This is a genomic window from Desulfovibrio sp. 3_1_syn3 (assembly GCF_000145315.2).
Lineage (GTDB): Bacteria > Desulfobacterota > Desulfovibrionia > Desulfovibrionales > Desulfovibrionaceae > Desulfovibrio > Desulfovibrio fairfieldensis.
Genome location: NZ_ADDR02000002.1, coordinates 51,672 through 70,392 on the forward strand (window position 1 = coordinate 51,672; position 18,721 = coordinate 70,392).

The window sequence follows — 18,721 nt, forward strand, 5'->3', positions numbered from 1 at the left end:
TTCGCATGCCGCCGGGGGCTCTGCCCCCGCTTTCGTTTTTCACCCTAATTCCCATGCCCGTATGGGCCGGAGCAGAGCATGAACAGACTGGAGCAGAGGGATTTTCTGAAGGAAATCGACTTCACCCCGGAAGATCTGACCTATCTTCTGAATCTGGCGGCTGAACTCAAAGCGGCCAAAAAGGCCCGCCGCGAGCCCAAATTCATGCGGGACAAAAACATCGTGATCCTTTTTGAAAAGGATTCCACGCGTACCCGCTGCTCCTTTGAGGTGGCCGCCCATGATCAGGGCGCGCACGTCACCTATCTGGGGCCGTCCGGCTCGCAGATGGGCAAAAAGGAATCTCTGGCCGACACGGCCCGCGTGCTGTCACGTTTTTTTGACGGCATCGAATACCGGGGCTATGAGCAGAGCCGCGTGGAAGCTCTGGCCGAATACGCCTCCGTGCCGGTCTGGAACGGCCTGACCAATGAATGGCACCCCACCCAGTTGCTGGCCGACATGCTGACCATGCGCGAATGCTGCCCCAAGCCCCTTACCCGGCAGAGCCTGGCATATCTGGGCGACGCCCGTTACAATATGGGCAATTCCCTGATGATCGGCTCGGCCATGCTGGGCGTGGATTTCCGTTCTGTGGCCCCCAAGGGGCTCTGGACCTCGGACGAGGTTTTTGAAATGGCGCAGCATATCGCCCGGAGCACCGGGGCCAGAATCACGCGTACCGAAAGCGTGGAAGAGGGCGTCAAAGGCTGCGATTTCCTTTATACCGACGTCTGGGTCTCCATGGGGGAGCCCGACGAGGTCTGGAAAGAGCGCATCAAGCTGCTCATCCCCTACCGCGTGGACATGGCCGTCATGGACAAGACGGGCAATCCGGACTGCAAATTTCTGCATTGCCTGCCGGCTTTCCACAATCGCGAGACCACGGTGGGCGAGGACATCTACCGGCGTTTCGGCATTGAATGCATGGAAGTGGACGACGCCGTTTTTGAATCCCCCCGTAATCTGGCCTTTGAAGAGGCGGAAAACCGGATGCATACCATCAAGGCCGTGATGGTGGCCACGCTGGCTGAAGAGCCGTTGTCCTTCGAGAAAGAATAAGGCCGGGCGCGAGCCCGGCGCGGCGGCGAGGCGATCTTGCCACCTGAAACAAAGTGTTGCGTGGTGTATGGTACTGGAGCAACGGGGTATGGGATGGATCTGAGCTGGATGCTGGAAGAGTATGACGGCATAGTCTATGTCAGCGACATGGACAGCCATGAGCTGCTCTATATGAATAAGGCCGGTTGCGAGCTCTTTCATGTGGATGAAAATGCGCTGTCCCGTCGTCCGCTCTGCTATGAGGTTCTGCAGGGCCGGGATGCGCCCTGCCCCTTTTGTACCAACACGTATCTGAATGAATCCGGTTTTTATGAGTGGGAATTTTACAATCCGTGCCTCCAGCGAACCTTCCTGTTGAAAGACAGGAAGGTCCGTTGGAACGGTCGGAACGCCCGCATCGAGTTCGCCACGGATGTCTCCGGCTACCGGCGGACCATTGCCGGCCATGAGCGCGAGCGGGATTCGATTCTGCAAAGTCTGCCCGGCGGCATTGTCAGGGTGGATGCCAGGGACGGGCGGACGGTTCTCTGGCATGGGGCCCGTTTTCTGGAAATGATCGGTTATACGGCTGAAGAATTCGCGCAGGAACTGCACAGCCGGTGTCTGTACGTGCATCCGGACGATCTGGCCAGGATCGCGGCGTTGATGGGCAGGCTGCAGGAAAGCGGCGGGACGGATATTACGGAAATACGCATCGTGACACGCGGAGGCGAGGTGCGCACCCTGACCACAACCTTTAGCTATCAGGACGCGGCTTCCAGCCCGGACGGCATTCCTTCCTTTTACAGCGTGGGCATCGACATCACGGAGATCAGGGCCCGCCAGGAGCTCCAGCAGAAAGCCCTGGAAGATGCCTGCCGCGCCGCCCGAGCGGCCGACCGGGCCAAGACGGACTTTCTTTCCCAGATGTCCCATGACATCCGCACGCCCCTGAACGCCATTCTCGGCATGGCCGATATCGCCGGAACCCGGCTGGACGATCCGCGCGGTGCCGGAGAATGTTTGAAAAAAATTCAGGCCTCCGGCAGGCACTTGCTCAACCTGATCAATGAAGTGCTGGACATGTCCAAGATCGAGAGCGGCCAGATGCGCCTTGCGGCGGAGGATATGGAGCTGGCCGAACTTGTGCGCAACGTGCTGGATGTCTGCGGCTCCCTGTTGAAGGAGAAAGGGCATGTTCTTACAGTGCGGGCAAATGTTGCGCATGAACGGGTACGTGGGGACTCCGGCCGCCTGCAGCAACTGTTCACCAATCTGTTGTCCAATGCCGCGAAATATACACCGGCGGGCGGCAGCATTGCCTTCAGCATCGACGAGCTTCCTTCGCTCAATACCGACGTGGGCCTGTTTGAATGCGTCATCGCGGACAACGGCATCGGCATGTCCGAGGATTTCGTCAAACATCTTTTCGAGCCCTTCAAAAGGGCGGACGATCCCCGCATCTGCAAAATACAGGGCACGGGCCTGGGCCTGGTCATCAGCCGAAGCATTGTGCGCCTGATGGGCGGCGGCATCAAGGTGGAAAGCAGGCCGGAAGAAGGCAGCCGCTTCATTGTCTCGTTGCCGTTGCGCCTGGCAGAGGAGAATGCCGCGGCGGCCGGGACGGCCTGTGAACAGGCCGTGCTGGTGCTGGTCGGGGATCAGGAGGAAAATCTGCGCGCCTGCCGCCTGCTGGAGGATCTGGGCCTGCGGGCCATGCCCGCTCACAGCGCCGTTGAAGCCCGCGAGCAAATCAGCGCCGCGCGGACACGCTCTGAGCATGTTGCCGCCGCGCTTCTGGACCAATGCCTGGCGGACGGGGACGAGGCGGCCTCGCCCCAAGCTCTCCGCGCGCTTTGCGGGGAACAGCCGTTGCGCGTCATCCTTGTCCGTGAGGCCCTGTACACGGACGGCGATTCCCTGCGTGACGGCGTGGACGCTTTCCTCGACAGGCCGTTGTTCCGTTCCACACTGCGCCGCACTCTCCTGCCCGGCGACGCGGAGCTGCCCGAAAGCACGCTGTCAGCGCCGAATGTGGACCTGGCGGACAAGCGCATCCTGCTGGCGGAAGATAACGAGATCAATCGGGAAATCGTGGTCGGCCTGCTTGAAATGAAGGGAGCCTCGGTGGATGCGGCTGAGGACGGCCGGCGTGCGCTGGAGATGTTCTGCGCTTCGGCGCCGGACACCTATGATCTGATTTTGATGGACATTCAGATGCCCCGGCTCAATGGCTATGAGGCCGCCGCGGCCATCCGCGCCCGGGACCGGGCCGACGCGCGCCGGGTTCCCATTCTCGCCCTGACGGCCGACGCTTTTCCGGAAGACGCGCTGCTGGCCCGGAGATACGGCATGAATGAGCACATTTCCAAACCCGTGGCCGCGGAGCAGCTCTACCAGGCCGTGAGGCGCTGGCTTCTCTAGAGGGGGGCGCCATGCGTGTCTCTTCTGTCAGCTCTGCGTTGAAATTTGCCCTTTATTCCGGTTGAGTACCGGAAGAGTACACTTCCTCCGCGCGTCAATCGTCATGCGAGGAATGAGCATTACGGATGCTTCAAGCGTTGTGACGCAGGAGCTTTATCCGTGCAGCTCCTTTGTCGCCTGCGGCTAAGGCAAGGCCTTCGGTCAACGGCTGCCGCAAAGGCAGCAGCGCCAACAGGCTCTTTCTCCTTGATATAATACGAAAATCCATCTCGGGGTGCACCCTCTTTGCCAATAATGGGAACGGGGGCCGTCCGGCAACAGCTTTCGTTCTGACCGTAAGGATTGTGAAGAGGCGCGCCCAGCTTGAGCTGGGCGCGCCTCGGCGTGTTGACGTTGTCTACGCGACCAAAAATCAGGAACAGGTCGTGGCCGCGCCCACCCCCTGTCGGTTCCATCAGCCCGGAAAGTGTCCTCATGGGGAGAATGTGATTTTCATCTCAAATTCATCGCTTGCTCAATGAACAAAAGTCCGGAAGCAGCATTGACGCAACTCGTCTGCACTGATAGGAATAAAAAAGTTATTCGCTTTATGACGTGTAAGGAGGACACATTTTTCCCTTTTGTGTTACGATGCGTTATCGGTGAAGTTTTTCACAACTCACGTCCGGTGAGGTGGATATGCTCGATATTCTTGTTTTTTGCTGTGTGGTCTTGCCGTTTATCATCGGCATAGTGTTGTACTATGTCCGCAGCGGCGCAATCCGAAAACTGCTGGTGCCCGCGGCCGTGACCGTCATGGCGCTTGCGGCGGTGGGGCTGGGAGCCCATGGCGCGTTCCATCTGGAGGCGCATGAACTCTTCGGCCTGCCCCTGGACAATGTGCTGACCCTGCTCGACTTCATCCTGCTGCTCTACATTCTGGCCCTGGGCTGGAAGTTGGGCAGCCGCCTGGTCATGGGCATGACCGCCCTGCAGCTGGTAGGCCTGATCTACCTCAAGGCCGTGCTCATGGACCACGGCGCGCCGGTTACCGCCTTCGCGCCCGACGGCCTGTCCCTGATCATGGTGATCATCATCTCCGTGGTGGGCGGGCTGATCACCATTTACGGCCTGGGTTACATGGATATCCACGAAGAGCATCTGCATCTGCGCACCTCGCGGCAGCCGCGCTTTTTCGCCATCATTTTCTGCTTCCTGGGGGCCATGAACGGTCTGGTGCTCTGCAACAACCTCTCCTGGATGTTCTTTTTCTGGGAGATGACCACGCTCTGTTCCTTCTGGCTCATCGGTCACGACCGCACCAAGGAGGCCGAGGCCAACGCCTACCGGGCCTTGTGGATGAACGTGCTGGGCGGCCTGGCCTTTGTGTCGGCCATGCTTTTCATTCAGAAGAGCCTGGGCACGCTTTCCACGGAACTGGTGCTGCAGAAGATGGTGGCTCTGGACGTGAAGAGCACGGCCATGCTGCTGCCCTTTGCCTTCCTCTGCCTGGCGGCCTTCACCAAGTCGGCCCAGGTGCCCTTTGAGAGCTGGTTGTGCGGGGCCATGGTCGCGCCCACGCCGGTGTCGGCCCTGCTGCACTCGGCCACCATGGTCAAGGCGGGCACCTATCTGCTGCTGCGTATGGCTCCGGCCTTCGCCGGCACCACCATGTCCACCATCGTGGCCCTGTTCGGGGCGTTCACCTTTGTGGGTACCTGCATGCTGGCGGTCAGCCAGAGCAACGCCAAGAAAATCCTGGCCTATTCCACCATATCCAATCTGGGCCTGATCATCGCCTGCGTGGGCATCAACACCCCGGCCTCCATGGTCGCGGCCACCATGATCATCATTTACCATTCGGTGTCCAAGGGCCTGTTGTTCATGTGCGTGGGCGCCATTGAGCAGCGCATCGGCTCGCGCGACATCGAGGACATGCGCGGCCTGTACAGCGTCATGCCGCGCACGGCCATCATCACGGCCATCGGCATTTTTACCATGATGTTGCCGCCCTTCGGCATGCTCATCGGCAAGTGGATGGCCATTGAGGCCATTGCCAGGGCCACCCAGGCCATGACCCCGATCATTTTCTTCATCGCCTTGGGCTCGGCCTTCACTGTGCTGTTCTGGGCGCGCTGGGCCGGCATCCTGGTTTCCTCAGCCAACCTGCACGAGCACCCTGCCAAGGGCAATCCGCGCGCGTCGGTCTTTTTCGCCCTTTGCGCGCTCTGCGGCCTGGCGCTGCTCTTTTCCTTCATCTCGCCCCTGGTGCTGAAGACCTTCGTGGCTCCCTCGGTCACCGGCCTGTACGCCCGCCTTAACCTCCAGGGCTTCATTCCCGGCGCGGGCATTACCGGCGCGGAAGGCATGGCCTGGCTCTATCTGCTCTTCATTTTGCTGGCAGGTGGCGCATGGCTGGCCTGGCGGGCGGCCAAGAAGGTGCCTGAAGACGCGCACAGCCTGCCGTACTTCTCCGGTCTGGCGGAGGAACGCAACGGCGAAGTGGGCTTCAGGGGGCCCATGAACGTCTTTGAACCGGCCCGCGCCGCCAACTACTATCTGGCCCAGTACGTGGGCGAGGGCAAGATTACCCGCGCCATCGACATTATTTCCACGGCCTTTCTGATCGTCTTGGTAGGAGGTCTGCTGTGATGCTCACCATCTTCGGCGCCATCGGCGGATTGATACTGGCCCCCTTTGCGGGCGGCCTGCTCAGCGGGGTGGACCGCCGCATCACGGCGCGTCTGCAGTCGCGCCAGGGACCGCCGCTGCTCCAGCCCTTTTACGACGTGCTCAAACTGTTCGGCAAACAAGCCAGGGTGACCAACGCCTGGCTGGTGTTCAGCGCCTACATCTATCTGCTTTCCTCGGCGCTGGCCCTGTTCATCTTCTTTATGGGCGGGGATCTGCTGCTGCTCTTTTTTGTGCTCACCGTGGGCGCGGTCTTTCAGGTGGTGGGCGCCATCTGCGTGCCCTCGCCCTACAGCCAGGTGGGCGCGCAGCGCGAACTGCTGCTGATGCTGGCCTACGAACCCATTCTGATCATGGTCTTCGTGGGCTTTGCCATGTGCACGGGTTCGTTCATGCTTTCGGATGTCTTCAAGCTGGATTCGCCCCTGCTGCTGAAAATGCCCCTGCTGTTCCTGGCGCTGGGGTATGCCCTGACCATCAAGCTGCGCAAATCGCCCTTTGACCTTTCCGCCGGTCACCACGGCCATCAGGAACTGGTGCGCGGCGTGCAGACTGAATACTCCGGTCCCTTCCTGGCCCTGATTGAAATCGGCCACTGGCTGGACCTGGTGCTGATTCTCGGGCTCTGCGCCGTGTTCTGGCACACCAGCGTCATCGGCATGGCCATCCTGGTGGCCGCCTCGCTGTTTACGGAAATCCTCATCGACAACATTACCGCCCGCCTGACCTGGCAGTGGATGGTGCAGAAGCAATCGCTGCTGGTGGGCATGGGGCTCGCGCTGGTGAACCTTTTGTGGCTCTACGTGGCCTAAGGAGGCCGGACTATGGGATTCCTCGATGCAATGATCAAACGGAGCCGACTCAAGTCGCCGTGGATCATCCATTTTGACTGCGGCTCCTGCAACGGCTGCGATATCGAAGTGCTGGCCTGCCTGACGCCCATGTACGACGTGGAGCGTTTCGGCGTGGTCAATACCGGCAACCCCAAGCACGCCGACGTGCTGCTGGTCACCGGCACGGTCAACCACCGCAACCGGCATGTGCTCAGGCAGATCTACGACCAGATGCCCGAACCCAAGGCCGTGGTTTCCATCGGCGCGTGCAATCTCTCCGGCGGGGTCTTCAAGGACAGCTACAACATCCTCAACGGCGCGTACAACGTGATTCCCGTGGATGTTTTTGTGCCCGGCTGCCCGCCCAAGCCCGAGGCCATCATCGACGGAGTGGTCACGGCCCTGGACGTGCTCAAGGCCAAGATGGGCCTGGGCCCCGCGCCCGAGCCCATGCTGATGCCCGGCGACGCCGACGACGGAACGCCTGCCGGTGCCGTGGGAGACAACGGCGGACAAGAGCCGGATACTGCGGCGCACATGAACAACGCGGGTTGAGCCCGGTAAAGGACAAAAGCCATGTTTTTCGAAGCCACGCCCGTCACGCCTGAAACGCTGCTCACCGAGGTGCGGCGTCTGGCGGACGCCAAATACCGTTTTGTGACCATGTCGCAGACCGTGCTCGACGAGCATACCCTGCGCCTTTACTATCACTTTGACGAAAATCTGACCATGACGGATCTGCGCCGTAACTCCGAGCTCTGCCACTGGTCGCCCAGCGACGCCAAGGGTATGCGCCACCTGCGTATGGATGTGGACAAGGACCAGCTCATTCCCAGCATCTCCTCGGTCTATTTCTGCGCGGTGCTCATTGAAAACGAGACCCAGGATCAGTTCGGGGTGCGCTTTGAGGGCCTGCCTCTGGACTACGAGGGCGGCATGTATCTGGAAGGCGAAGTCACGCGCGGTCCTTACTTCACCATGACCACGGTGAAGCGCCCGGCCGGGGCCAAAACGCCCGCGCCCGCCCCTGAGGGCGGCGAAGCCGCCAAAGGAGAGCAAGCATGAGCAACCGCACCACCGTCATTCCCTTCGGGCCGCAGCATCCGGTGCTGCCGGAGCCGCTGCACATCAAATTCGTGGTGGAGGACGAAACCGTGGTGCAGGCCGTGCCGCAGCTCGGTTTTGTGCACCGCGGCCTGGAAAGTTTGGTCCGCAACAAGGATTTCAATCAGATGGTCTTTGTGGTGGAGCGCATCTGCGGCATCTGCTCCTGCATCCACGCCAACTGTTACTGCAATGCCATTGAGGACATGCTGGGCGTCACGGCCCCGCCGCGCGCCCAGTTCCTGCGGGTGGTCTGGTCCGAGCTGCACCGTATCCATTCCCATCTGCTCTGGCTGGGTCTGTTCGCGGACGCCTTCGGTTTTGAAAGCGTATTCCAGCAGTTCTGGCGCATCCGCGAGCATGTCATGGACATCTGCGAAGCCACGGCGGGCAATCGCGTGATCCTGTCGGTCAATGTGGTGGGCGGCGTGCGTCGCGACCTCAGTCCGGACCAGATCCGCTGGATGCTGGAGCAGCTCGACGCGTTGGAGCAGGGCATGCGTGAGCTGACCAGCACCATGCTCAACGATTACACCGTGCAGGAACGCACGCGCGGCATCGGCCTGCTGAGCAAGGACGACGCTCGCCTGCTGGGCGCGGCCGGGCCCACCCTGCGCGGCAGCGGCTGGGAAATCGACGAGCGCATGCACGGCTACGCGGCCTACAACGACCTCAACTTCATCCCCGTGGTGGAGCAGGACGGCGACTGCTATGCCCGTTCCAAGGTGCGCTTTTACGAAGTGCTGCACTCCATCGACCTGATCCGCGAAGCCCTGAACCGTCTGCCCGACAGCGAGCTGACCGTCAAGCTGCCCGGCAACCCGGACGGCGAATCCATCTTCCGGGTGGAGCAGCCGCGCGGTGAGCTCTTCTACTACGTGCGGGCCAACGGCACCAAGATGCTGGAGCGCATGCGCGTGCGCACGCCCACCTTTGCCAACATCCCGGCCCTGCTGCACATGCTGCCCGGCTGCAAACTGCCCGACGTGCCGGTGATCGTGCTGAGCATTGACCCGTGCATTTCCTGCACAGAGAGGTAGCCCATGTATATGCTCAAAAACGTACTGCGCAATTTGTCCGGCAAGCCCGCCACGCGGCTGTACCCGCTGGAGGAGCGCGAGCCCTTCCCGGCCTACCGGGGCGTCATCCACAATGACGTGCAGGCCTGCATTTTCTGCTCCACCTGCGCCCGGGTCTGCCCCACCGGCGCGATTACTGTGGATGCCAAGGCCGGGCGCTGGGAATATGACCCCTTCCTCTGTGTGTACTGCTCGGCCTGCGTGGAAAAATGCCCCACCAAATGCCTGAAGCAGGAGTCCATCCACCGCAAGCCCTCGGTGCGCAAGTTCCACGTGCTGCGCACCGGCACGCCGCGCGTCAAAAAGGCCAGGGCCGATGCGGCCAAAGCCCGGACGGACACTGTGCCCGCGGCGGCGGCCAAGACGGAGGAGGGGACTGATTAGCGAAGCTTCTTTTTCGTTACCAGAAGGAAATAAAAATGCGGACTCGCAAGAGGGTCCGCATTTTTATTTTTTCCTGGTATTCCAGACGCCTGAGTAAATACACTGCCCGTTGTGGTCGGCTCAGGGTAAAACAAGTGGACTTAACCATTGCAAAACAATTTCTGAAAGCTATGCAACTGATCTCTGATGCATCAAATTGATTTCCCCTATGACGAAAACTTATTTCGGATATTTAAGTATCCGATTCCGTATGGATACATTTGTATCTGAAGGAAGCCAAGATTTTCGTGTACCTTGAAGCATGAAACGTTATCCAAATTTGGCGGAAGCTATAGCTAATACGCTTGAATCATTAAGAAATGAAAAGGAGATGAGCAAATCATCTTTGGCGGATTTTGCGAACATCGAAAGATGCTATCTGAGAGACATAGAAAAGGGGAATAGAAAGCCGACTGTAAACACAATATTTTGTCTGTGCGAGGCTCTGCAAGCAGATCCGATCGACTTTTCCAAGAGGGTGGTTGGAGAGATTGAGCGGCTAAGAAAATAAAAAGGCCCCTCAATATCTATTGAGAGGCTATAATCTTATTTTTTGGAGCCTGTTAAATAGGAGATTGCCCTCCTGGCCGCCGGAGGCGTCACCGAACCCGGAGAGCGCCGGACCGCTTTACTGCGAAGTGGCGCTGTTCAGCATATCGTCCAGCCAGCGAGACATGCGCGCGGTCTGCTCCAGATACCAGAGTGAGGAAATCACCGTGGCAAGAGTGCCGCCGTCGGGATCGTACATGGCGGAGGAGCCGTTTTTGCGCAGATTTTCCCAGGCTTCAAGCGCGTCATTGAGAGCCTTGGCCCGTTCTTCGGAGAGAATCGGAACAAGGCGGGCGCGCTGTTCGGCCATATGTTTCTCCAGGCGTTCCACCTCGGCGTTCATGCAGTCCTGCATGGGCACGGTGATGCCCGCCGCCGCATCCATGCAGACACGGAAGTCCCGGCTGAGCAGGCGGTCCACTTCGGCGGCGTTTTCCGCGTCACCCGCGACATCCTGCCCGGCATCCGGGGCGGCGTCATCGGAAGGCTCCACGGCGTCCGGCGCGGCGGGAATAGTCGCGCGCGGACTTTCGGCGGCCGTTGTCGCCGGAGGCGATTGCGCGGAACCGGCGGCTGCCGCCGACGCTGACCCGGCAAGCGCCGGGAGCAATGCAACTACAGCCAGCAGCAGGAGAGCCTGAAGGGCGGATGCCGCACAATGTTTCAGCATGGACAACTCCTTTGCGCGCGGCCGCGGCCGCAATTTTTGCTGACATTCAGCCTAGCCGAGACAAGGAACGGGCGCAAGTGATGCCGGATTTCGATAACGGCGCGGTTCGACCCGACTCCGCGCCGGGCATGGTTTCCGGCTTCAGCCATGACGGTCGGGCGGGGTCGGCGGAAATCAGTCAGCGCCCGGCGCGAGACAGCGCCCTCGGGTCAGCGGTATTCACGGCCGGACCAGAGCACGCGGCCGATAACCCGGAACTGATCCGCGCAGTCGCCGCGCAGATCCAGGCTCAGAGGCGGATAGGCCGGATTGACGCTGTGCAGGATGATCTTGCCGGGCAGTTTGTCGATGCGCTTGATGTAGATGGCGTCTTCAAAACCTACGGCATAGAGACGGCCCGGGCTGATTTCCGTCTGGCCCCGGTCCAGCAATACCAGATCGTTATCGAAGATTTCCGGCACCATGCTGTCGCCGGACACCCGCATCAGGACCATGCGCCGGGGATTGCCCTTGCGGCGCAGAAAGTCGCTGCGGAAGGCATAGCCGCCCTCGTTGCTGTTACTGCTGACTTCCAGACTGCCGGTACCGGCGGACAAACGGGCCTCGGCCAGCGGCACGGTGATCAGCTCGGTGTCGCAATCTTCCTGCATGCTGGGCAGTTCGCCTTCCGCTGCTTCGGGCAGGCGCATGGGACCGCTGCCGAAAAAAAGCCAGTGGGCGTTGACGCCTGTTTGCGCGGCGCAGGTCTGAATCCAGGCCGGGGGCACTTCACCGCGTTTGCGCGCGCCGCTGACGGATTGGGGCGTGATGCCCAGGGCGCGGGCCAATTCAGCTTCGCTGGCGGCGTCAAGAGCCCGCATCAGCCGGGCCAGAGTCTGGGAAAAGGAGATTGTATCGGACATGGCAAACCTCGTCATCCTGCGGCAGAACGGGACTGCGCAAAAAGTTGCGCTTGTTCTTTTTATATTAATGTAGGTAAATTTTAGATTGAAGACTATCAATTTTTATTATGGCTGGCAAGGCCTTTACTTCATTAAAAATTGATTCAATGCCTGTCGGCCGCACGCCGGATCAGGTGTGTCTAATTTTTCAAATTAGACACATAAAATCCGTAGGGTTTTGCGGCGGCGTAGCCGCAGGGAGCCGGCGAAAGTTGGGAGCATGACTCTGCTCGAAATTTTTGCAATCAGACAGTAGGGAACAGACGGGGGCGGGGCCATTGACCGGGCGGCATCCCTCGGGTTATCCAGGCCCACGTGGTGGAGATGACGGTCGGCACGGACCGTATCCGCGCGTCTTTTTACAACCTTTTTCCCATGATGAGGAGCCGCCATGCAACTCTGTGAAAAATGCGACGGCACCGGCAGAATTTCCTGCGGAGCCTGTTGGAACGGCCAGCGCAAGCCTGTGTGTCCCGAATGCACCGGCAAGGGCGTGATCCGGACGGAGTACGGCGATCTGCCCTGTCCCCGCTGCCGGGGCAACGGCAAGGTCACGCCCGTGAGTTGCCCGCACTGCGGCAACAGCACCCCCTGTCCGGTCTGCAAGGGCAGCGGCGCGGTGTAAGCTCACCCCCTTGCATTTCAAACAAAAGGCCCCGGAACGCCTTGCGCGTTTCGGAGCCTTTTGCCTCAAGCCTCGGCAGATAGAGCAAAGTGACTTTGAAAAGTTACTTTGCTCTGGCCGTTTCCGGGGTCTGCCCTGCGGGAGAGGGTGCCCGGATCCTTGTATTGAAATATGTACTCACGAGATTTTTTTCGAGGTCTCGCCCAATATTTTCGCCAGGCGCATCCTGACGCCCATCAAAAATCGGCTCTGGGACTTCCCGCGCAAGAATTTCGTGCCGGACTGGTATCTGGCGGCCGTGGCCGAGCACGGCCTGATCGTGGATGCCATTGAAACCCGGTCGTGGGAAAAACTCATGCACGCGATCAAGGAACTGCACTGGGATTTCAGCTACAACGAGCGTCATATCCGCAAGGTCTACAATCTAAAATAGAGCAATTCACGGACCATAACGCCGAAAGGCCCCCTGAACTTCGCGTTCAGGGGGCCTTTCCGTCATATGCCGTGAAATTATGCCGCCTGTCCCGCCGGGGGGTCTCCCCGGTGGCGCAGTCTGCGGATCAGCCGAAGCGTGAGGTTGGAGAGCAGCACGCAGGCGCAGGCGATGACCGTGTCAATGAGCCGCCAGCGCAGCAAGGGCATGTCCCCGCCCATCTGGAACATGGAAATGTCGATGAGCAGCAGCACCGCGCAGGTGATGGCAAAGCTGAACAGCACGTAATGGCCCTTGGCATAGGGCATGCCAAAGGCCGCCAGCCCTATGGCCACGGCGATATGCAGGGGGGCGGTCACAGTGTAGAGGATCACGGCGGAAACCAGCACGCCCGCCAGAGTGCCCAGGGTTCGCGCCCAGATCCGGAACAGCTCCGTGGCGCCGTCGCTGTGCATGACGAAGAGCACGGTCAGGCCCACCCAGGCCGGGTCGCTGAAGGAGAAATATCGCGCCGCCAGGGTGGAGAACAGCACCGTCACGGGCACGGCCACGCCGAACAGGCGGCCGTTGGTGGCCCCGTGCAGAAAGGCTTTGAACTCCTCCAGCGGGGTGGTGGCGTCGTCGGCTTCAAAGAGCATGCTCACCAGGCTGAGGCAGATGCCCAGCGCAATGCCGCCGAGAAAAGCCAGGGCCATGGGCAGGGTGGCGGAAAAGCCGAAAGAGGTCAGCAATACGGAAGACGCCACGTATTTGACCATCAGGCCCAGATAGGCCTGATCCGGTCTGGGCAGGGCCGCCAGCCAGCTGAGCAGGAAAAGCAGAACCAGCACAAGGTCGTGTCGGCCTTGCAGGGCAATGCCCAGGGCGGCGGCCAGCACCACCAGCAGGCCCCCGATGCTGATGCCCACCACGCGGGCCAGGGCTCCGTGCCGGGGCGCGATGAGCAAGGCGAACATGGCGCCGAACGAGGCGGCGGAGACCAGGGAAAAAGCCTGAAATGCCACTCCCAGGACCACGGGCGTGGTCAGGGCCACAGCGAAAAGCAGGCCGTTGCCCACCTTGGCGGCATTTTTTTTGAACCGGGACGTGAAACTCATATATCCTCCGGCTGCGGGCGGTTCGCCGTCCGCAACGTCTCGTCTGGTTTGAAGCGATGCTCTGAAAGATGTGGCATCAAAGCGGATTCGCCCTGGTCCAGACCTACAATGCCGGGGATACGCCCGTCAATGCGGCGCGGGCCGATGCTGAAGGTCGCTGCGGCCCGGCTGGGCAGTTGCCAGCATGGGCTTCTGCCGCTATCAAGAGGGCATGGATACGCCGCTCTTTTCTCCCGCTCTTGAACTGCTGGGCGCGTCGGCCCCGGTGCGCCCAGGCGGGCGCGAGGGCCTGCCGCTGTATCTTTCGCCCGTGGAGGCGGGTTTTCCCTCTCCGGCCGAGGACGATCTGGACCGCAAGCTCGACCTGCATGAATATCTGGTACGTAATGAGGCGGCCACCTTTTTTCTGCGCGCGCACGGTGATTCCATGCTGGGCGCGGGCATCCACGACGGGGATCTGCTTATTGTGGACCGCTCGGTGGAGGCCGGGCACAGGCGGGTGGTCATTGCCGCCCTGGACGGCGAGCTGACCGTCAAACGCCTGCTGCGACGCGCCGGGCGGGTGCTGCTGGCCCCGGAAAATCCGTGCTTCTCACCCATCGATATCACGGAACGCGAATATGTGCACATCTGGGGCGTGGTAACCCATGTCATCCATAAATTGTAAAAAACCGCTCTGGGCCTTGGTGGACTGCAACAACTTCTACGCCTCCTGCGAGAAGCTGTTCCGGCCGGATCTGGCGGACCGGCCGGTTGTGGTGCTTTCCAACAACGACGGCTGCATCGTCTCCCGTTCCGCCGAGGCCAAGGCCCTGGGCATTCCCATGGGCGCGCCGGAATTCAAGATCCGCCCGCTGCTCAAGGAACTGGACGTGGCGGTTTTTTCCTCCAACTACGCCCTGTACGGGGATATTTCCACGCGTATTCTCGCCATTCTGGAGCAGCACTGTCCGGTGGTGGAGCCATACTCCATTGACGAGGCCTTTCTTCGTCTGGATGCGCCCCTGCGGGCCAATCTGCCCCAATTCAGCCGAGCCCTGCGGGCGACCATTTTGCGCTGGACCGGCATCAGCGTGTCCATCGGCCTGGCGGAAACGCGCACCCTGGCCAAGGTGGCCAACCATGTCGCCAAAAATAGGACCGCCTATGACGGTGTTTTTTCCCTGGTCAGGCCGGAGGCGGACATCGACGCCGTGCTGGCCGGGACGCCTGTGGATGAGGTCTGGGGCGTGGGGCGCGGACAGGCCAAGCGGCTTCGGGCCGAGGGCGTGCGCACAGCCCTGGATCTGAAACGGGCCGGAGATCTCTGGCTGCGCAAGCGGCTCACCGTGGCGGGCTGGCGCACGGCCCTGGAACTGCGCGGTCTGCCCTGCATCGGGGAGGGCAATGCGCCCGCGCCCCGCAAGGCCCTGATGTCCTCGCGCTCCTTTGCGAACAAAGTCCGTGAACGCGCCATGCTGGCCCAGGCTTTGTCCTGCTTTGCCGCGCGCGCCGGGGCGCGCCTGCGCCGGGAGGGCCTTGTGGCCGGGGGCATGGCCGTGCATATCCGCACTTCCCGCCATGAAAGCGCGCGGTTTTACGATCAGACGGTCCAGCTGCGCTTTCCCGCGCCCACGGCGGACAGCCTGAGCCTGATCAACGCCGCCATGAGCGGCCTGGAGCGCATCTACCGCCCCGGCTTCGGCTACGCCAAGGCCGGGGTCATGCTCTTTGACCTGGAGGCCGAAGACCGCCTTCAGGGCAGCCTGCTGGTGCCGGAAAACGCGGAGCGCCGACAACGGCGGGAACGCCTGATGGCGTCCCTGGACGCCATCAACCGGCGTTTCGGCAGGGATGCCGTGGCCTTCGGAGCGCAGGGCCTGGGCGAGGCCCCCTGGCATATGCGCCGGGAGCACTGTTCTCCCCGTTTGACCACAGACTGGAAGGAATTGCCCCTGGCACGCTGCTGAGGCGGCATCCGGTGAACGCAAAATATTTTTTGCCGGGCTTGACAGGGCCGCACGGCGCGGGTATCAGGGAATAAATGTTCCTTATTGTATGCGGGTGAGAGGTGATAAATATGTCATGCAGCAAGCTTCCCGCCATGGAAAGTCTGGAACGCGAAAGCGTCCGGTCCCTGTATGAGCAGGCTGCGGACCGGTTACGCGCCCATTTCATGGGCATGCGCCCAGGGGAGCGCGTTCCCACCGAGGCCGAGCTGACCCGCATTTTTCAGGTGGGACGTTCCACCATCCGCAAGGCCTTGCAACGCCTGGTGGAAGAGGGCCTGCTGGTGCGCAGCCCCGGCAAGGGGACGTTTATCGCGCGTGCCGTGCCGTGCATCATTCACTCCATTGACCGCGTTTCCGCCTTTATGGACACCTTCCGCCGCAACGGAGAGGATGTGCGGACGCAGATGATCGACTTCGGCTGGCTGGGCAGGGAGGTGCCCCTGCCGGAAAAGTTGCGCGACTGGCCCCGGCCCGTCCTGCGTTTCGACCGCCTCTACGTCTCGCGGGGCATTCCGCACGCCGTGGCGCGGGTCTGCCTGCCGTACACCATCGGCAACCACATCAGTTCGGCGGACGTGGAGTCCACGCCGGTGTACAGGATGCTGCGGGAAAAATTCGCGCAGGAACCGATGGGCTCGGAATTTCTGGTCAGTTGCGAGCAGCCGCCCAAAAATATCAGCGACCTGCTGGAAGTTTCCCCCAGTACGTCCCTGCTGGTACTGGAACGCATCACCAGGGACGCGTCGGGCAATCCCCTGGAATACACCACCCATTTCCTGCGCCCGGACATTTATCGCCTCAGTGTGCATCTGGGCGAGGAGGGGGCTGGTGTCTGAAAAATTAGATACACAAAACCCGTAGGGTGTTGCGGCGGCGTAGCCGCCATGAAGCAGCGAAAAATTTTTACAAACAGGCTTTCAAAGCCGCCGGGAACCCTCTTTTCCCTTGCCGCGCAGGCGGTTGGTCTGGGCGAAGCATTGGGCCAAATTTTTTTAGAGCAAAATGTATGCTATTGTATGCTTATAAAAGAAAATAAATAAAAGCCGCCGCGTCCTCCGGAAGGGCGCGTGCGTTCCAGGCCAATATCGGTGCGGTCATCCGGCCGCGCCGTCAACTCCTGAAGGAGGCAGACATGGATACCGGGACAATGCATTTGACGGATGAGGAAAAAGGCATGTTGCGCGGTGAGCGGGGGGAGGCCGTCAAAGAGGCGCTGGCCTATCAGATTGCGGTGGGAAATTTTTTCGAGGCCGAAAAATTCGTGCCCGTCGCCAATGCACACGTCATGGCGGACATTGAGCTGATCGGCGACGGCGGACTGGAGTTTTTACGGCGTCTGAAGGCCTTGGGCGCAAGTTGCGTGGTGGGCACAACCACCAATGCGCGCTGCATGGACATGCAATGTGCCGCCAGCCTGGGACAGGACAGCGAAGAAATGGACAAGGAGGAGGAAATCATGCGCCTGCTGGAAGAGCTGCGCATGATTCGCATTGATTCCTGCATCAACTACCAGACCTACTACCAGCCGACCCTGGGAGAACATCTGGCCTGGGGCGATACGGGCACGGTCATTGCCGCCAATTCCATTTTTGGCGCGCGCACCAATTTCGAATCCGGCAATGCAAGTCTTTCGGCGGCCATCACCGGGCGCACGCCCGCCTATGGTTTTCACCTGGACGCCTGCCGACGCGGCACTATTGAGGTACGCCTGGAAGCCGAAATGCGGGATGTGGCGGACTGGGGGGCGTTGGGCAAGCTGGTGGGCCACCCCCATCAGGACTACTTCGCCGTGCCGGTTTTCGAAGGCGTGCGGCGGCGTCCCTCGCCGGACGATCTCAAGCATCTGGGCTGCGCCTTGGCGAGCTACGGTTCCATGGCCATGTACCATATGGTCGGCGTCACGCCTGAGGCCCGCAGCCGTGAAGAAGCCTTCGGCGGCCGGGAGCCGCAAAAGAGCATGACCGTCACCCCTGAGGATCTGGACAAGGTGTACCAAAACTATGCCTATCTGGACGGTGCGGAAAATGTGGTCGTTTTCTCCGGTCCGCAACTTTCCATCTTTGAAATGCGCCGTCTGGCGGAGCTTTTCCAGGGGCGCCGGGTGGCCAAAGGCATGCACGTATTTGTGACCACCAACAACAGCGTCATGTCCAACGCCCGGCGGCTGGGCTATGCGCGGATTCTGGAAGAGGCGGGCGTACAACTGATGGAAGGCGTCTGTTTTTATCTGCTCCAGAATCTCTCCGGCATCAGAAAGATGAACGGCTGGATCAATCTGATTTCCAATTCCGGCAAGATCGTCAACACCATTACGGCCCACCGTTTCAATACCGTGCTGCGCCATACCGCGCAGTGCGTGGATATTGCCTGCACAGGAGAACTGCAATGAGCGAAATCATCATCGTCACGCGCGCCATGGGTCAGACCGTCAGCGGGCAGGTTGTCGTGTTCAGGGAGGGGTTCAGCCCGCGTTATGATCTGGACCGCACCAGCGGCGTCATTTCCCGGCGGGGACACAGCGCGGAAGGGCAATCCATCAAGGATAAAATCCTGGTCATCCCCACGGCCAAGGGCGGCGTGGCCGGGGGCTGGGCTTTTCGCGACCTGGTCTGCAAGGGCTTCGCGCCCCGTGCGTTCGTTTTCGGCAAGCTTAATCCCGTCATGGTCCAGGGAGCGGTGTTCGCGGGCATCCCCATTACCGAAGGCTGGCGGCCGGACGCCCTGACGATGCTGCGCACGGGCGACATGGTCCGCATTGACCCGGAGCATCTGCGCATCGAAAAACTGTCCTGACCGCAGCCG

General features: G+C 60.9%; 20 protein-coding genes. 17 read left to right on the plus strand and 3 right to left on the minus strand.

Annotated elements, in window-relative coordinates; translation table 11 throughout:
* Nucleotides 1-78 precede the first annotated feature (78 nt).
* The 9 genes from argF (at nucleotide 79) to HMPREF0326_RS16240 (ending at nucleotide 10,124) form a co-directional block, all read left to right on the plus strand.
* Nucleotides 79-1,101 (plus strand): ornithine carbamoyltransferase, encoded by a 1,023-nt coding sequence (gene argF, locus HMPREF0326_RS11555; protein ID WP_008685119.1) that lies wholly within the window; start codon nucleotides 79-81, stop codon nucleotides 1,099-1,101.
* A 93-nt stretch (nucleotides 1,102-1,194) separates the two neighbouring features.
* A complete protein-coding gene (locus tag HMPREF0326_RS11560; protein ID WP_035073566.1) occupies nucleotides 1,195-3,504 on the plus strand; it encodes a PAS domain-containing hybrid sensor histidine kinase/response regulator in 2,310 nt (769 codons plus the stop codon).
* A 678-nt stretch (nucleotides 3,505-4,182) separates the two neighbouring features.
* Nucleotides 4,183-6,135: an NADH-quinone oxidoreductase subunit 5 family protein gene (locus HMPREF0326_RS11565; protein ID WP_009302214.1), complete on the plus strand. Its 1,953-nt coding sequence runs from the start codon at nucleotides 4,183-4,185 to the stop codon at nucleotides 6,133-6,135.
* The gene (locus HMPREF0326_RS11570) at nucleotides 6,135-6,986 is read left to right on the plus strand and encodes a respiratory chain complex I subunit 1 family protein (RefSeq protein ID WP_009302215.1); all 852 of its coding nucleotides are present in this window, start codon (nucleotides 6,135-6,137) and stop codon (nucleotides 6,984-6,986) included. The genes HMPREF0326_RS11565 and HMPREF0326_RS11570 overlap by 1 nt, the downstream gene beginning before the upstream one ends.
* A gap of 12 nt (nucleotides 6,987-6,998) precedes the next feature.
* The gene (locus tag HMPREF0326_RS11575) at nucleotides 6,999-7,562 is read left to right on the plus strand and encodes an NADH-quinone oxidoreductase subunit B family protein (protein WP_008685115.1); all 564 of its coding nucleotides are present in this window, start codon (nucleotides 6,999-7,001) and stop codon (nucleotides 7,560-7,562) included.
* 21 nt (nucleotides 7,563-7,583) lie between these two features.
* A complete protein-coding gene (locus HMPREF0326_RS11580) occupies nucleotides 7,584-8,072 on the plus strand; it encodes an NADH-quinone oxidoreductase subunit C (RefSeq protein ID WP_008685114.1) in 489 nt (162 codons plus the stop codon).
* The gene (locus HMPREF0326_RS11585; RefSeq protein ID WP_008685113.1) at nucleotides 8,069-9,151 is read left to right on the plus strand and encodes a hydrogenase large subunit; all 1,083 of its coding nucleotides are present in this window, start codon (nucleotides 8,069-8,071) and stop codon (nucleotides 9,149-9,151) included. Before HMPREF0326_RS11580 ends, HMPREF0326_RS11585 begins: the two co-directional genes overlap by 4 nt.
* A 3-nt stretch (nucleotides 9,152-9,154) precedes the next feature.
* Complete coding sequence (locus HMPREF0326_RS11590; protein ID WP_008685112.1) at nucleotides 9,155-9,574, plus strand: 4Fe-4S binding protein; 420 nt, start codon at nucleotides 9,155-9,157, stop codon at nucleotides 9,572-9,574.
* 301 nt (nucleotides 9,575-9,875) lie between these two features.
* Nucleotides 9,876-10,124 carry a helix-turn-helix domain-containing protein gene (locus HMPREF0326_RS16240; RefSeq protein ID WP_008685110.1) on the plus strand — a complete coding sequence of 83 codons (249 nt, stop codon included), beginning with the start codon at nucleotides 9,876-9,878 and terminating at the stop codon, nucleotides 10,122-10,124.
* Between the two features lie 117 nt (nucleotides 10,125-10,241).
* Here the strand turns inward: HMPREF0326_RS16240 and HMPREF0326_RS11595 are convergent, their stop codons facing one another.
* Together HMPREF0326_RS11595 and HMPREF0326_RS11600 are read right to left on the minus strand one after the other, a co-directional pair.
* Entirely contained in the window at nucleotides 10,242-10,832 is a 591-nt protein-coding gene (locus HMPREF0326_RS11595; RefSeq protein WP_009302218.1) for a lysozyme inhibitor LprI family protein, read from the minus strand.
* 209 nt (nucleotides 10,833-11,041) lie between these two features.
* Complete coding sequence (locus HMPREF0326_RS11600; protein ID WP_008685108.1) at nucleotides 11,042-11,734, minus strand: LexA family transcriptional regulator; 693 nt, start codon at nucleotides 11,732-11,734, stop codon at nucleotides 11,042-11,044.
* Between the two features lie 430 nt (nucleotides 11,735-12,164).
* Between HMPREF0326_RS11600 and HMPREF0326_RS11605 the strand changes: the two genes are divergently transcribed.
* On the plus strand, nucleotides 12,165-12,398 hold the full coding sequence (locus HMPREF0326_RS11605; protein ID WP_008685107.1) for a molecular chaperone DnaJ: 234 nt from the start codon (nucleotides 12,165-12,167) through the stop codon (nucleotides 12,396-12,398).
* A 10-nt stretch (nucleotides 12,399-12,408) separates the two neighbouring features.
* A complete protein-coding gene (locus tag HMPREF0326_RS11610) occupies nucleotides 12,409-12,831 on the plus strand; it encodes an FCD domain-containing protein (protein ID WP_008685106.1) in 423 nt (140 codons plus the stop codon).
* Nucleotides 12,832-12,908: 77 nt separating this feature from the next.
* Here HMPREF0326_RS11610 and HMPREF0326_RS11615 read toward each other — a convergent pair whose 3' ends face one another.
* Entirely contained in the window at nucleotides 12,909-13,928 is a 1,020-nt protein-coding gene (locus HMPREF0326_RS11615) for an FUSC family protein (RefSeq protein WP_008685105.1), read from the minus strand.
* A 184-nt stretch (nucleotides 13,929-14,112) separates the two neighbouring features.
* Here HMPREF0326_RS11615 and HMPREF0326_RS11620 point away from each other — a divergent pair, with 184 nt between their 5' ends.
* From HMPREF0326_RS11620 to HMPREF0326_RS11640, 6 genes are all read left to right on the plus strand, one after another.
* Nucleotides 14,113-14,595: a LexA family protein gene (locus HMPREF0326_RS11620; RefSeq protein ID WP_008685104.1), complete on the plus strand. Its 483-nt coding sequence runs from the start codon at nucleotides 14,113-14,115 to the stop codon at nucleotides 14,593-14,595.
* Nucleotides 14,576-15,877 carry a Y-family DNA polymerase gene (locus tag HMPREF0326_RS11625; RefSeq protein WP_008685103.1) on the plus strand — a complete coding sequence of 434 codons (1,302 nt, stop codon included), beginning with the start codon at nucleotides 14,576-14,578 and terminating at the stop codon, nucleotides 15,875-15,877. Before HMPREF0326_RS11620 ends, HMPREF0326_RS11625 begins: the two co-directional genes overlap by 20 nt.
* Nucleotides 15,878-15,987: 110 nt before the next feature.
* Nucleotides 15,988-16,755 carry a GntR family transcriptional regulator gene (locus tag HMPREF0326_RS11630; protein WP_020990555.1) on the plus strand — a complete coding sequence of 256 codons (768 nt, stop codon included), beginning with the start codon at nucleotides 15,988-15,990 and terminating at the stop codon, nucleotides 16,753-16,755.
* Nucleotides 16,756-16,803: 48 nt separating this feature from the next.
* Entirely contained in the window at nucleotides 16,804-16,959 is a 156-nt protein-coding gene (locus HMPREF0326_RS16875) for a hypothetical protein (protein WP_008685101.1), read from the plus strand.
* A 92-nt stretch (nucleotides 16,960-17,051) separates the two neighbouring features.
* Nucleotides 17,052-18,308: an aconitase X gene (locus HMPREF0326_RS16245; protein WP_020990556.1), complete on the plus strand. Its 1,257-nt coding sequence runs from the start codon at nucleotides 17,052-17,054 to the stop codon at nucleotides 18,306-18,308.
* Entirely contained in the window at nucleotides 18,305-18,712 is a 408-nt protein-coding gene (locus HMPREF0326_RS11640) for an aconitase X swivel domain-containing protein (RefSeq protein ID WP_008685099.1), read from the plus strand. Before HMPREF0326_RS16245 ends, HMPREF0326_RS11640 begins: the two co-directional genes overlap by 4 nt.
* Nucleotides 18,713-18,721 lie beyond the last annotated feature (9 nt).

Excerpts from the sequence above, each read along its gene's own strand:
- argF (WP_008685119.1), top strand. The coding sequence starts at position 79 with ATGAACAGACTGGAGCAGAGGGATTTTCTGAAGGAAATCGACTTCACC.
- HMPREF0326_RS11560 (WP_035073566.1), top strand. The coding sequence starts at position 1,195 with ATGGATCTGAGCTGGATGCTGGAAGAGTATGACGGCATAGTCTATGTC.
- HMPREF0326_RS11565 (WP_009302214.1), top strand. The coding sequence starts at position 4,183 with ATGCTCGATATTCTTGTTTTTTGCTGTGTGGTCTTGCCGTTTATCATC.
- HMPREF0326_RS11570 (WP_009302215.1), top strand. The coding sequence starts at position 6,135 with ATGCTCACCATCTTCGGCGCCATCGGCGGATTGATACTGGCCCCCTTT.
- HMPREF0326_RS11575 (WP_008685115.1), top strand. The coding sequence starts at position 6,999 with ATGGGATTCCTCGATGCAATGATCAAACGGAGCCGACTCAAGTCGCCG.
- HMPREF0326_RS11580 (WP_008685114.1), top strand. The coding sequence starts at position 7,584 with ATGTTTTTCGAAGCCACGCCCGTCACGCCTGAAACGCTGCTCACCGAG.
- HMPREF0326_RS11585 (WP_008685113.1), top strand. The coding sequence starts at position 8,069 with ATGAGCAACCGCACCACCGTCATTCCCTTCGGGCCGCAGCATCCGGTG.
- HMPREF0326_RS11590 (WP_008685112.1), top strand. The coding sequence starts at position 9,155 with ATGTATATGCTCAAAAACGTACTGCGCAATTTGTCCGGCAAGCCCGCC.
- HMPREF0326_RS16240 (WP_008685110.1), top strand. The coding sequence starts at position 9,876 with ATGAAACGTTATCCAAATTTGGCGGAAGCTATAGCTAATACGCTTGAA.
- HMPREF0326_RS11595 (WP_009302218.1), bottom strand. The coding sequence starts at position 10,832 with ATGCTGAAACATTGTGCGGCATCCGCCCTTCAGGCTCTCCTGCTGCTG.
- HMPREF0326_RS11600 (WP_008685108.1), bottom strand. The coding sequence starts at position 11,734 with ATGTCCGATACAATCTCCTTTTCCCAGACTCTGGCCCGGCTGATGCGG.
- HMPREF0326_RS11605 (WP_008685107.1), top strand. The coding sequence starts at position 12,165 with ATGCAACTCTGTGAAAAATGCGACGGCACCGGCAGAATTTCCTGCGGA.
- HMPREF0326_RS11615 (WP_008685105.1), bottom strand. The coding sequence starts at position 13,928 with ATGAGTTTCACGTCCCGGTTCAAAAAAAATGCCGCCAAGGTGGGCAAC.
- HMPREF0326_RS11620 (WP_008685104.1), top strand. The coding sequence starts at position 14,113 with ATGGGCTTCTGCCGCTATCAAGAGGGCATGGATACGCCGCTCTTTTCT.
- HMPREF0326_RS11625 (WP_008685103.1), top strand. The coding sequence starts at position 14,576 with ATGTCATCCATAAATTGTAAAAAACCGCTCTGGGCCTTGGTGGACTGC.
- HMPREF0326_RS11630 (WP_020990555.1), top strand. The coding sequence starts at position 15,988 with ATGTCATGCAGCAAGCTTCCCGCCATGGAAAGTCTGGAACGCGAAAGC.
- HMPREF0326_RS16875 (WP_008685101.1), top strand. The coding sequence starts at position 16,804 with ATGAAGCAGCGAAAAATTTTTACAAACAGGCTTTCAAAGCCGCCGGGA.
- HMPREF0326_RS16245 (WP_020990556.1), top strand. The coding sequence starts at position 17,052 with ATGGATACCGGGACAATGCATTTGACGGATGAGGAAAAAGGCATGTTG.
- HMPREF0326_RS11640 (WP_008685099.1), top strand. The coding sequence starts at position 18,305 with ATGAGCGAAATCATCATCGTCACGCGCGCCATGGGTCAGACCGTCAGC.